At 40.9% G+C, this 12279-nt stretch carries 12 protein-coding genes; 8 read left to right on the top strand and 4 right to left on the bottom strand.

Annotated elements, in window-relative coordinates; translation table 11 throughout:
• The first annotated feature begins 48 nt into the window (after window positions 1-48).
• Entirely contained in the window at window positions 49-258 is a 210-nt protein-coding gene (locus PQ462_RS15495) for a hypothetical protein (protein ID WP_044047735.1), read from the top strand.
• A gap of 353 nt (window positions 259-611) precedes the next feature.
• Here the strand turns inward: PQ462_RS15495 and PQ462_RS15490 are convergent, their stop codons facing one another.
• Both PQ462_RS15490 and PQ462_RS15485 read right to left on the bottom strand, forming a co-directional pair.
• The gene (locus PQ462_RS15490; RefSeq protein ID WP_274250662.1) at window positions 612-1457 is read right to left on the bottom strand and encodes an SDR family oxidoreductase; all 846 of its coding nucleotides are present in this window, start codon (window positions 1455-1457) and stop codon (window positions 612-614) included.
• Between the two features lie 236 nt (window positions 1458-1693).
• Window positions 1694-3877, bottom strand: coding sequence for a hypothetical protein (locus tag PQ462_RS15485; protein ID WP_274250661.1), 2184 nt, complete (start codon window positions 3875-3877; stop codon window positions 1694-1696).
• A gap of 604 nt (window positions 3878-4481) precedes the next feature.
• Between PQ462_RS15485 and PQ462_RS15480 the strand changes: the two genes are divergently transcribed.
• The 7 genes from PQ462_RS15480 (at window position 4482) to PQ462_RS15450 (ending at window position 11270) form a co-directional block, all read left to right on the top strand.
• Complete coding sequence (locus PQ462_RS15480; RefSeq protein WP_149207793.1) at window positions 4482-5648, top strand: zinc-dependent alcohol dehydrogenase; 1167 nt, start codon at window positions 4482-4484, stop codon at window positions 5646-5648.
• Window positions 5649-5827: 179 nt separating this feature from the next.
• The gene (locus PQ462_RS15475) at window positions 5828-6115 is read left to right on the top strand and encodes a hypothetical protein (RefSeq protein ID WP_219071278.1); all 288 of its coding nucleotides are present in this window, start codon (window positions 5828-5830) and stop codon (window positions 6113-6115) included.
• 414 nt (window positions 6116-6529) lie between these two features.
• On the top strand, window positions 6530-7168 hold the full coding sequence (locus PQ462_RS15470; RefSeq protein WP_274250659.1) for a YciE/YciF ferroxidase family protein: 639 nt from the start codon (window positions 6530-6532) through the stop codon (window positions 7166-7168).
• 344 nt (window positions 7169-7512) lie between these two features.
• Window positions 7513-7767: a hypothetical protein gene (locus PQ462_RS15465; RefSeq protein WP_274250658.1), complete on the top strand. Its 255-nt coding sequence runs from the start codon at window positions 7513-7515 to the stop codon at window positions 7765-7767.
• 245 nt (window positions 7768-8012) lie between these two features.
• Window positions 8013-9179, top strand: coding sequence for a PQQ-dependent sugar dehydrogenase (locus tag PQ462_RS15460; RefSeq protein WP_274250657.1), 1167 nt, complete (start codon window positions 8013-8015; stop codon window positions 9177-9179).
• A gap of 2 nt (window positions 9180-9181) precedes the next feature.
• Window positions 9182-10141: a beta-propeller domain-containing protein gene (locus PQ462_RS15455; RefSeq protein WP_274250656.1), complete on the top strand. Its 960-nt coding sequence runs from the start codon at window positions 9182-9184 to the stop codon at window positions 10139-10141.
• A gap of 28 nt (window positions 10142-10169) precedes the next feature.
• A complete protein-coding gene (locus PQ462_RS15450; RefSeq protein WP_274250655.1) occupies window positions 10170-11270 on the top strand; it encodes a catalase family protein in 1101 nt (366 codons plus the stop codon).
• Between the two features lie 96 nt (window positions 11271-11366).
• Here the strand turns inward: PQ462_RS15450 and PQ462_RS15445 are convergent, their stop codons facing one another.
• A complete protein-coding gene (locus tag PQ462_RS15445) occupies window positions 11367-11591 on the bottom strand; it encodes a hypothetical protein (protein WP_012024726.1) in 225 nt (74 codons plus the stop codon).
• A gap of 278 nt (window positions 11592-11869) precedes the next feature.
• Window positions 11870-12025, bottom strand: a complete 156-nt coding sequence (locus PQ462_RS15440) for a hypothetical protein (RefSeq protein WP_184160553.1) — start codon at window positions 12023-12025, stop codon at window positions 11870-11872.
• Between the last annotated feature and the right edge of the window lie 254 nt (window positions 12026-12279).

Raw genomic sequence — 12279 nt, 5'->3', positions numbered from 1 at the left:
GCAGGTTTTCTTTTAACTTGGGATTTCAAACTAAAAAAATATATTGTTATGAAAATCAATTTTAAATCTGGGTTTGCAGTTCTGCTGGTGCTTGCAGGGCTTTCCATTTCGTGTAAAAAAAATGAGACAGTTCCTGCTGAAACCAATGATACTTATGCAGACAGCTCTGCTGTTGTGGCTGATACCATCAGTACGGTTCCAGCCGATACTGTTGGGACCGATACCTCTAAAACCATGACTCCGCCGCCAGCAAAGTAGGTTCTTAATTAAAATAAATGGTTATTATTAATTCAAAAAGCCTGCAGAAATATAATTTCTGCAGGCTTTTTAATTTTTTCCAGCTTAGCCACTGCCTTGTAAATATTTGTATAAGTTTCGACCTAAGCTTTTTAGCAATTGATTTTCCTGGATTCCTATTTTATGGAAAGGCAATGCGCCACGATTTTGCCACAAAACTTAGACCGGTGAAATATCTTTAAAAACCGATTTAACTTTTTGTGGCAAAATTGAAGGCAACTCCAAATCTGGAAATATTCGAAACCATATTTATTTAAACTTGATTTTGCCAAATTTAAGATTTCAAAAAGATTGTGCCAAGGTGATTGGGGAAATTATTGAGAACGGATTAAAAAACTGTATCTATATCCATGAAATATATATTTACGGATCTTTATCAAAAGCCAGAATAAATGCGTTTCTATTAAATGATCTGCAGGTGCGGACGGATCTGCATCGTGACGATATCGCATCTTTGGCTGCGAGAGACAAAACAAAGTGCTCATTGCAATATCGTAAGCTTCCAGCATCTCCAGTTTCTCAACTTTCTCATGCTGCACTTTCTTCGGATCGGTCTGCATGTCACTTGTCACAGCGCCCGGTTCAATAAGGGAAACCTTGATCCCAAGAGGATTTAGTTCCTTGCGAAGTGAGGTGCTGAATCCGCGAATGGCTGTTTTTGTGGCTACATAAATGGTGCTTTCAGGCGTGCGGCTCTCCGCACTCATTGACCCGATATTGATGATATGTCCTGATTTGTGCTTTTTCATTCGTGCAGCAGCTGCCTGAGCAAAGGCAAGATAACCGGTAATGTTGGTATCGATCGCATATTTATAATCCTCATAAGTTTCCTCTGTTAGTCCCGGGGCTGCAACGGCCGCATTATTAATAAGGATGTCTATTCCACCGAGTTTGGTATCTGCTATTGACAGTATTTTGTCAATGTCCTCCTTTTTGGTAACATCTGCGGGAGTACCGTAAAGTTCGCTGTCCGGGAACTGCTTTTTTATATCTGCAACGGCTTTTTCAAAATCTTCCTTATCCCTTCCAAAAATAAGTACGCGCCCGCCAAGAGAAACCAAGACATCGGCAATTGCTTTTCCTATTCCGGTTGTTCCACCCGTTATAACTATTTTTTTATCCTTGATGTTCTGTCCAAAGTAATTTGTTAATTTTTCCATAAGTTTTTTTTTTTTTTTTTAAGTTATTATTATCTATTCTGTCCGGCATACCAAATTGAAATGTCACGGTAATACAGTGTCATAGTATGAAATTGGTGCGCAAATCTGGTTTTATCTATGCCATGTTACTATATACAGATGCACATACTAAAAAAAAACATATCTGCGATCATTCTTTCCTGTAGATCTTTAGGTTCATTTTTACATTCTGGACCTTTAAACTGCAGGATCAAAAATTACCACTGAATTTTTACGGTACCCCGGCCTGAAATTTTATACTCGTGTATATTCGCATTTGCTGTAAAAGGTTTTTGTGTTTGCTTATCCTGCAAGACCTCCATTTTAATGCTGCTGTTTTTAATTTTTATAATTTTTAAATTGCAGTTCAAGTCTTTATCACCATCTAATTTTATGGTGACTGTATTTCCCCTTTTACTTTGGTGAATAATGGGATAATCAACAAAAAGTAGAAACTCATCGCCAATTTTGATGTACTGCCTTGGCACGACACCAAAGGCCATTCCGGCGCCATAGACTTCCTGACCGACCTGACCGCTTTTCTCCCAGCCGTTGTATAAATCTTCAAGTGGAATCCACAGATCAGCCTGAACTTCTCCGGTTTTAACTTCTTCAGAAATCATATCAAAAGGGAGCATAGCGGGATAGTAATAGGCAATCCTGCCGACAGCATATTTTATAAACTCGGGAATTAGTGTTCTCAGTGCCGGAAGAATCTCAACATCTTCTGCCTGAACCATATATTCTGACAATGCTGCATAGACTTCCATCTCCTCATATGCGGCGGTATAAGGGGCATCATTCAAGGGAAAAATGGAGAAGAAATTGGTATAATTTTTACCAAATCCGTATCTGCAGTCATAAAGCTGAATATTTTTAAATAATCCCGTCAGGCATCTGTAACTTAAATCGAGGTAAAGTTTTTTATTGGTAATTTTGTATAATTCCAATAAAGCCCCGGCTGCAAAAGCAGTGTTATTGGCTTGATACAGAATGTTTAATCCGAGTCCTTCCAGTTTTTTTGCCGCTTTTTCTGCTTCGTTTAAGTATCGTTTTTCTTTAGTTATCTTAAAAAGCAGCAGCATCAAATGCGCGTATGCCCCTGGAACATCCCTTTCTCCTCCAGCTCCCGGTGCCGTTTCTTTTTTGATGACCTCAAGGGTTTCCATATTATAAAATACAGGCCACTCATAATTGAAATGGTGTGCCGTTCTTATAACATATTCTATCGAGTCAAGCACAAGTTTTTCTGAAGTTTTATCACCCCATAAGGCAAGTCTGGCCAGATTCATCAATGGATGATGCAGATACCAGGAATCCATCACCATTTCTTTTTTCTGCTCTTCGGACTGATCCAGTTTGTCAACCATCGAGGGAAGCCAGCGGTTTATGCAGTTTATTTTTTCATCATAAAATTCAGGTAATCCTTTAATTAAATCTTCGCAGATAGGCTCTTTTTCGCCGCCCCATTTTTTATATTCTTTAAAAGGAGCCAATACGGCAAGCTGGACCATACTTTCGGGCGGCGTTTCATAGTCGCATAAGTAGGCATTTAAATAGGGGTGTCCTAGCTTTTGTGTCCAGGAACCCTTATTAGTCGTTAAATCTGAAACCACTTTCTGAGCGATTTCCGGCCAGTTGTGGTATTCGATCCGCGGCTGTTCAAGCAGTTTATATACCGTGACCAGATTATTTAAAAAATGCTCGCAGATTGTTGTTGTCTGATCAAATATCTCAGTGTGAAAAACGACATAGGCATTCGAGATAGTGAAGGCTTTTCCCGCCGGAAGAGGCAGTTTATCAGTGGTCGGTAGTTGAAACCCGATTTCGGGCCAGCTTCCGCCTACTGTATTTTTGGATTCCGTTTCCGTAGCTTCACAATACTCGGATAGTGATGTAAGGTTTTGAAAATAAAAAAACGAACCTGTCTGCGGTTTTGTAATGCTCGCAAAAAGAAGTCCGGAGCGGGATCCTAACTGTTCCATGTGAATTGTTCCGGCAGTATTAGCAATATTCCCGCTTTGCGTCAGCGGAATTATGTCCCTCGGCCAAAATGGCATCAAGAGAGGAATATTAGCATTGAAGGATGTGGTGTAATGCAAAACTGGTGTTTCAGCAGAGGGAAATTCAATACGGACCTCATAATTGCCAAGTCTGGAATTGAGTACTACGATTACAATATCCTGGTCTTCAAAAAGATTGGTAACTTCAAAACAGCTGTTCATGGCAAATGCGGCACGAAAGGCTATTTTCCCAGTACAGGGCATTATAGCAACAATCCAAAGCGAATCGCCCGTATTATAAAATTGATACGTGGAAGAATGAATTTTTTTCTCCAAAAGTATTTCACTATTTTCAATATCTGCCTGGGCAGTTGCGCTCCATGGTGTAACTGTATGCATATTGATCATTTTTAGTTTATAAAAAGTGATATCCAGTGAATAGGGAATGAGAGATTCAGCCTGTATTTAGAAGCACATTAAAATTATTCCCAGTTAAAGAGAACAAAACCAGTCACAACCGCTCCTATAGAGAGCAGAAGGAAATAAGTTAATAGGCCGTAATTTCTAAAAAAGGCATCCATCATCCAATTGGTTTATATCAAATTTCGGCATATCATTAATTTTTCTTCTTACATAATTTGTACTAGTTCTTACAAGATTTTCCAAAGACGAGAATTGGTCATAGTAATTGATTACTCTCCTGAAATGGCTTTGGACCAAAGCTGGTCTCCAGAAAGAGAACGGAGACAGTAAAATAAAAAGCTTGTAGAAAGAAATTGGAAGCATACTATGCCTATTGGGCTTTCTTGCGCGTTCCAATGACGGATCCTCTAGGCTGATTCACTAACATAAAATTGTCTGCAGGTTATTGCCAATATGTGATGCGGAGCGGGGATCATACCTGAACAACAGTGTTTTATCTGTAAGAATTTAAACTGATCCTGTAAAATTAATGCCTTAAATTATAGTTACTTAGCTATCAATTAATTTTAAAAAGGACATCATGAAAGCAGCAGTTATTCACGGACCTGGTTCGATTAAATATGATACGGTAGAAGATCCAAAAATCATAGCACAGGATGATATTATTCTAAAAGTTACTTCCACGGCAATATGCGGATCGGATCTGCATATTTATTCTGGTGCCATGCCAACAACTCCCATGGTGCTTGGCCATGAATTTATGGGTATTGTGGAGGAAACGGGCTCGGCTGTCACCCACCTGAAAAGAGGGGACCGAGTTGTGGTTCCTTTCCCGATTGCCTGCGGGAATTGTTTTTTCTGCAATCACGATGTTCCGGGCAACTGTGAGCACAGCAACCCCGAACATTACGGTCCTGAGGGTGGAATTCTCACAGAGAAAGGCGGGGCACTTTTCGGTTATACAGACCTCTATGGCGGATATGACGGAGGTCAAGCACAGTATGTGCGCGTACCATATGCCAATTACGGACCCAGAGTTGTTCCTGAAGATCTAAGTGATGAGCAGCTTCTTTTTCTAACCGACATATTCCCGACAGGCTATACCGGGGTGGACTGGGGGGAAGTCAAGGGCGGGGAAACCGTAGCGATATTTGGTTCGGGACCTGTTGGTATCATGGCGGCCAAAAGCGCCTGGCTTAGAGGCGCGGCGCAGGTCATTGTAGTTGACACACTTCAGTTTAGACTCGATAAAGCTAAAGCTACAGCGGGCTGTACCACAATTCTATGGCAGGATGGGCCTAAAGATGTTGTTGAACAGATCCGTTCTCTTACAAATGGCCGCGGCGCAGATGTCTGCATTGACGCGGTTGGATTTGAACCGGACCGTAATTTAGCTGACCGTATTAAGGCAACCATCAATTTCGAAAAAGGATCAACAAAAGTTTTAGAAGCCTGCATGAGCGCCGTAAGAAGAAGCGGAATTGTTTCTGTTTTGGGTGTTTATCCTGTCAACTATGATAATTTTCCGATAGGACAGTTTTTTGATAAAGGGATAATCCTAAAAGGAGGGCAGGCTCCGGCTCACAAACACATTGATAAACTTTTAGAATATGTGGTTCAGGGAAAGGTGAAGCTAGAAGACATAATAACGCACAGACTGCCGTTGAGTGAGATTTCACATGCTTACGATATTTTCAAAAAACGTGAAGACGGATGTGTAAAAGTAGTACTTGATCCGTGGAAATAGAAATAATTCTTCAACGCGTCATGCTTATTATATCTAAAAACCGATTGCGTTAAATATAATTATCGCTCTGGTTATTAATTGTTTAAAGTACTAAATCTGTAAATACTTCATTTAATGATATAACGATCTCAACTTTTAAGATATTAACTTTGAGGTTATTGAAACTAAAATAGGACATTATGAAAACAATATTAAAAACTTCATTCCTTACACTGATCTTTACCCTGGTGCTATCTTGTAAAAACAATCAGAATTCCAGCACAGATCCATACGCAGATGAAACAGATTCAACGCAGGCAGCTGTTGACAGCATTGGAGCTGACTCGGATACGACCCGTACAAGTACAAATGGAACAACTGGTGCTACCGGCGAGGGTTCGACTGGTTCTGGTTCGGATGGAACTACGCAAAAAGGGACTACAACCATAAACAAAGATTCAACATCTAACAGTAAAGGCAGTAAATAGCTGCCAAGGTTGATTATTTATATTTCTATTTAAACCTGCATCCTGTTTGGATGCAGGTTTTTTTGTGTGCACAATCCTTCTATCTTTTGGAATTTAAACGTTTAAAAAAATCGTGCATCCATGGTGCTTGCTGCCACATTTTATGCTTCTTATAGTTTTTCTCACACATAGTAAGCGCGACGGCGGTTTCAAGTAAACTGGTTCTTCAAAATACTAGCAGCCTTTAGTGTTTTTTAAGTGTAATAGGTTCGAATAATTATTGGCAGCTTTTGTTTCCGATGTATTAGTTCGCGTCTGTAACCTGCTGATTTATATTGCTATGAGGTTTGAATACTGTAAGATATAACGGATCATTATGTAAGGCTCTCTGTTGATGGCTTTGTAAATTTGGATATAATATTAAATTAAAAAATTATGGCAACTACAGCAAAAAAAACTACGGCGGATAAAGCAAAAAGTACGGCATCCAAAAGTACTGCATCAAGAAATACTGCATCAAGAAATACTGCAAAAACTGCATCTAAGAGCACAGATGGAAAAGTAAAAGCAAAATCGACTGCTGCCGATGGACTAAGAGAACTATTTGTAGATTCATTGAAAGATATTTACTGGGCAGAAAAAGCCCTGACTAAGGCTTTGCCAAAGATGGCTAAGAATGCGACTTCCGAGAACCTGATAACTGCTATCAACGATCATCTTAGCGTTACAGAAGAACAGGTTAAAAGACTGGAGCAGGTTTTTTCTTTAATTGGCGAGAAGGCTGCGGCCAAGAAATGCGACGCAATGGAAGGACTTATCAAGGAAGGAGAAAGCATTATGGAAGAAACCGAAGCAGGATCTGTTCGTGACGCAGGAATCATAGCAGCATCTCAGAAAATTGAGCATTACGAGATTGCAACATACGGTACATTGGCAGCTTTTGCAACTACACTTGGCGAAGATGATGCGGTACTGCTGCTGGAGAAAACATTGGCGGAGGAAAAAGAAGCAGATACACTGCTTACCGAGGCAGCCTATAATACCATCAATTTTGATGCAAACGAGGAAGATTAGGCCTAGGAATAATATCACTAATGACGATAATATAAAAGTTGGCCTGTACTGTGAGTACGGGCCTTTTTTATAAGCGGTACTAGTATGCAGAATTACCTGAAGTTCAGATTAGGTATTGTAATCCGGTTAATAAATACAAAGACAGTACCTCGCAAGTTATATAATCTACAGCTCATCGAAAGGAAGGTGAAATTTACAGGTCAGGCCTGCAGTCAGCCTATATTATTTGTATTAAAAATTTATAAGAGATGGCCAGCTGATTCAAGTTTTGGAGTACTGTTTTTTTTTTCATATATGATATTATACTTATTTTATTATGGAACATTTAAAAATTACAAGAATAAATGAAAGATTTATTAGAAAAATTTGAAAACGATTTGAAAATACATCTCGAAAGTACTTTTGCTTCGTCCAATGGGGAAGATCCGATCAGAAAATTGGACGAAACAGAAAAGACTGTCTTTGATTACGTCGACAATTACCTTTTGGAATCTTCCCTTATCGCAAAAGATGTAGAAAGATCTGTACAGCTGATTTTGGACGAATTTGCTAAATCAAAGATTAATACATCCAATAACCGACGAGGAAATTTAGTTTAGAAAAATTTTCGTCCTCTCTCACTATCTAGTACTGCCAGTCAGGACTCAATTCTGCCTGCCAGACCCATTTTACCCATTCCAGTCCTACTTGAATTTTCCCATATGATGTAAATCCTATAAGTATTAGAGCATATCTTGTAATTGATTACTATTTATTGGTAATACTTTTGGATACGCAAATCCAGACTAATATTCTTATTTTAAGGTATTTGCGCAGCTATTAAGAACTAATTAATTTACGCTATATGAAAACGAAATACCAGTTTACTGCATTTCTATGTGTGATGGGGCTGCTTTCCTACGGCCAGAAAGGCATACCTCCTAAAGAAGATACCAAGAAAGTGACCATTACCAATTTCCCTACCCATCTTGAGTACAGTTCCTCACTCGCATCGGGCCTTAAAACGGCAAATGGCTGGCAGTCGACCCCTGCCGCGACGGGACTTGGAAAACCAAGGATGCTGTACATCGGCAAAAAAGGCCAGCTCTATGTTACAAGACGCGATGCGGGAGATGTGCTGATGCTGACCGATACCAACAACGACGGCAGGTTCGACGATATGACACGTGTAGCTGATTTTCCAGGAGTACACGGCATTACGGCCAAAGATGATTTTATGTACCTGTGCAATAACAACAAAGTACTTCGATATGCATTAAATGCGGATGGAACTTTGGGCAAGGCCGCCGATACGCTGATTAAAGATCTGCCGAGCGGCGGGCAGCATGCGAACCGCACGATGGATTTCGGGCCTGACGGCAAATTGTATATCTCAGTGGGAAGCGTCTGCAACGACTGTAAGGAAAGCGATAAGGAAACTGCCGCCATGCTGCAGGTGGACCCGCAGACTTGGAAAAGAAGGCTTTATGCGTCAGGGCTTCGAAATACCATCGGTTTTGACTGGCAGCCTCAGAGCAAAGAAATGTGGGGTGTGGACAACGGCGGAGACACTAAAGGAGACGACTGGCCTCCCGAAGAATTAAATAAGATTATTATGGGAGGCAATTACGGATTTCCTTTCGCCTACGGCAAGAAGGAAGTGGACCAGAGCAGGGAAGACCCTGTGGGCAATACCAAGGAGGGCTGGGTCAAACCAACTCAGGCATCTATAATGGATTTCCCCGCGCACAGCGCCCCGATTGCTTTTGCATTTTTCGACAGCGGTAAAAATAAAGGAGATGCACTGGTATGCTGGCACGGCTCATGGAACAGACAAAATCCGAGCGGTTACAAAGTGGAACGCATCAAATTTGACAGCAAGGGCAATCCCACAGGGTCTGAAGATTTCTTAACGGGATTTTTAATCGGCAACGAACGGTTCGGCAGACCCGCAGGACTGGCGATCGGTTCTGATGTGGTTTATATTTCAGATGATGCAAATGGTATTATTTACGCACTCAAACAAAAATAAAGATGAAAAAATATATTATACTACTGTTAGCGGCTCAGTTAACATGGGCTCAGCAGCCGACAAAACGCATTGAATTTGAAGCGCCTGAAAGTTATCCCGAGGGAGTGGCTTTCGATCAGACTGCCAATGCGTTTTATGTATCCTCGGCAAGACTGGGTACCGTTGGAAAAGTTACCAAAGAGGGCAGGTATTCGGAATTATATACCGATAAAACCCTAAAATCAACTTATGGGCTTAAAGTACATCCCGACGGAAAAAGGCTGTTTGTCTGTGCAGGCGATGCCAACTACAGCAAATTCAGCACGCCTGATACCAAAAAGAAAATGGCAAGGCTTCTTATCCTTGACCTTAAAACAGGTAAGAAATTAAATGATATTGATCTGGGCGGCCTTGTTGCTGGAGAACATTTTCCTAATGACCTGGCTTTTGACAAAGAAGGGAATGCTTATATCACAGATAGTTATGCCTATGCTGTGTATAAAGTGGACGCAAAAGGAACAGCGTCAGTATTCAGCACAAACGAACTGCTTAAAACAGCAGGAGTCGGACCCAATGGAATTGTTTATCATCCGGAAGGTTTTCTGCTGGTAGCAAACAATGGGAAAGGAGCACTTATAAAATTGCCGATTTCAAATCCCAATAGCGGGACAAAGGTAAAAATAGACCAGTTCTTTCCAAGCGCAGACGGTATGCTTTTAAATGACAATTCCACTTTGACACTAGTGCAGAATGGAGGAGTAAACAAAATATTCAAGATTAAAAGCACCGATAATTGGACTAAGGCGGAGGTTTCGGAATCCACTTCTGTAGAAGACCGTTTTGCCTTTCCTTCTACTGCGGCTGTTTCGGGCAGTGAAACCTGGATCATGAATGCGAATTTCAGCGAACTTACTGAAGGTAATAACGTACCATCAAAAAAGTTTTCCCTGCAGCAGGCCGTGTTTGTTCCTGTAAAAAAATAAAAGATTAAAAAACAATAACATACCATACATGATAGAGTATATTCCTTATAGCGATTCGATCGAAGTAATACAGCCCGATGAACTTGAAATAAGCCGGAAGATCGTGGATTCGATGGCAAGGGTTAACCGCCTTATGTACGAGAAATACCGACATGCCATACGCGATGCGCATGCCAAAAGCCATGCTGTATTGAAAGGCGAGCTTAAGGTATATGATAACCTGCCCGAACATCTGGCGCAGGGGTTGTTTGCCAAGGCCGGAACTTATCCAGTAATTGTGCGCTTATCAACGGCGCAGGGCTCCATCGTACCCGATAAAATGTCAGCATTCAGGGGTATGGCCATAAAAGTAATCGGAGTGGAAGGAGAAAAGCTGCTGCCAGAACTCTCAGACGCTGTGACCCAGGACTTTCTTATGGTAAATTATCCTGTCATTCCAACCGGAACGATAAAGGAATACCTCAAGATGCAGGAGGGGCTGGAAAAGCAGGCCGAAAGCGGGGAGCTCTTTCAGGAAATCGCGCAGAAGGCCGCTGTCGGGGTGCAGAATGTACTTGCCGCAGTAGGTCTTGCTGATGATACCAATCAATTGAGCGCACCGGGACCGCATATCCTTGGGGATACTTATTTCAGTATGGCAGCACTTCGTTTTGGGGATTATGTGGCCAAAATAAATGTTAAGCCGCTTTCGGATAATGTAAAGGAATTAGCGGGGAAGAAAATTGATAAGGATATTATCGACGCAGATGAGCACGCTTTTTTAACAAAAATTGTAGCTGATTTTTTCCAGTCTGCTACAGCGGAATATGAAATCGGCGCACAGCTCTGCACCGATTTGGAAATCATGCCCGTGGAAGACGGATCCGTGCAGTGGCCCGAGGACCAGAGTCCTTATCAGCCTGTTAGTAAAATTACTTTTCATCCGCAGCAAACTTTCAGTCCCGAGCGCCGTGTGTATGCAGACGACACGTTGAGTTTTAATCCGTTTCACAGCCTGGCTGATCATCGTCCGCTGGGCAATATTATGCGGGTGAGACAACTGGCCTATGAAACTTCAAGCCGATACAGGCACCATATGAATGCTAAGGCAAGGATAGAACCAGTCAGCATTGACCAGCTGCCAGATTAATTGCCGCCCCGTAAAATAATAGATTAAAAAAGCCTGCGAGATGATTGCATCACGCAGGCTTATATACTTTGGTCATTCTCGGAAAAAGTAATATCTTTAATCCTCATCATCTTCATCGGCTTCAGATTCATCTAAAGTTCTTCTGTCGGCATCGTCATGATCCAGTTCGGTAGGCTGGTGGTCGGCAGACCTTTCGTCCTTATAATGCTGGTTCACGCCCGGATCGGTATGTTCCATGGTTTCGGACTGGATGGATTCTTCCCCCATATGATACAGACTGTCGTCCTGACGGTAAGTATCGTAGTTTTCTTGTGGTATCATAATGTTAAAATTAGATAGTTAATAAATGCTGCTTTATCTGCAGTCTTTTCTTTCTTGTAATTTAAAGAGCAGTAAAGTTACGGTAGAAAGAGCCGGATTATATTACAGTCTGTATCTGTTTAATTACATTATTTTCAGATTATTATTGTTTTAACTGTCAGCCAATTAAATGCAAAGGTCATTGCTGTGCGCACTTTAGCAGGCATCATGATGGGGAAATATGCAGACTCAGAAACTGTTATAAGGCGACTGAGAGCTGCCAAGCTTTCCGGCAGTCATTAATTTTTTGAAACAGTAAGTGAGTCGTTTTTGATTATATAATTTTCTTTGCGGTTCGAGGCATCATTTTCATCTTCGCATAGCGCTTCACAGCTGATGTGCAGCGCCGCCATTAAAACCGATAGTATAACAACTTTGGAAAATAGTGCTTTCATAATTTTTTTTTTGGGGTTAGCTTAAAAGTACTTCACTTAATAAAAATAATGTACTCTAAAATTCTGAGCTTATATTTTTTTTTGCACTTTGTTATATAATTTTAAGCAGATGGTCTTTAATTTCCAACTTAACAGTATGCGTAATAAGCAATAGGCAGATTCTTAAATATAGTTTGGCCTCAGCTCTCTGATGCGGTTATAAAAACGAAATCATATAAAAAAACCGTTATTCGTAACTGTTTTATATGGAAAGA

The organism is Flavobacterium sp. KACC 22758, from assembly GCF_028736135.1.
GTDB classification, from domain to species: domain Bacteria; phylum Bacteroidota; class Bacteroidia; order Flavobacteriales; family Flavobacteriaceae; genus Flavobacterium; species Flavobacterium johnsoniae.
The sequence above is the reverse complement of the archived record's forward strand: the minus strand, read 5'-3'. Positions and strand labels throughout refer to the sequence as shown.

Excerpts from the sequence above, each read along its gene's own strand:
- PQ462_RS15440 (WP_184160553.1), bottom strand. The coding sequence starts at position 12,025 with ATGAAAGCACTATTTTCCAAAGTTGTTATACTATCGGTTTTAATGGCG.
- PQ462_RS15475 (WP_219071278.1), top strand. The coding sequence starts at position 5,828 with ATGAAAACAATATTAAAAACTTCATTCCTTACACTGATCTTTACCCTG.
- PQ462_RS15480 (WP_149207793.1), top strand. The coding sequence starts at position 4,482 with ATGAAAGCAGCAGTTATTCACGGACCTGGTTCGATTAAATATGATACG.
- PQ462_RS15455 (WP_274250656.1), top strand. The coding sequence starts at position 9,182 with ATGAAAAAATATATTATACTACTGTTAGCGGCTCAGTTAACATGGGCT.
- PQ462_RS15470 (WP_274250659.1), top strand. The coding sequence starts at position 6,530 with ATGGCAACTACAGCAAAAAAAACTACGGCGGATAAAGCAAAAAGTACG.
- PQ462_RS15490 (WP_274250662.1), bottom strand. The coding sequence starts at position 1,457 with ATGGAAAAATTAACAAATTACTTTGGACAGAACATCAAGGATAAAAAA.
- PQ462_RS15465 (WP_274250658.1), top strand. The coding sequence starts at position 7,513 with ATGAAAGATTTATTAGAAAAATTTGAAAACGATTTGAAAATACATCTC.
- PQ462_RS15485 (WP_274250661.1), bottom strand. The coding sequence starts at position 3,877 with ATGCATACAGTTACACCATGGAGCGCAACTGCCCAGGCAGATATTGAA.
- PQ462_RS15460 (WP_274250657.1), top strand. The coding sequence starts at position 8,013 with ATGAAAACGAAATACCAGTTTACTGCATTTCTATGTGTGATGGGGCTG.
- PQ462_RS15445 (WP_012024726.1), bottom strand. The coding sequence starts at position 11,591 with ATGATACCACAAGAAAACTACGATACTTACCGTCAGGACGACAGTCTG.
- PQ462_RS15495 (WP_044047735.1), top strand. The coding sequence starts at position 49 with ATGAAAATCAATTTTAAATCTGGGTTTGCAGTTCTGCTGGTGCTTGCA.
- PQ462_RS15450 (WP_274250655.1), top strand. The coding sequence starts at position 10,170 with ATGATAGAGTATATTCCTTATAGCGATTCGATCGAAGTAATACAGCCC.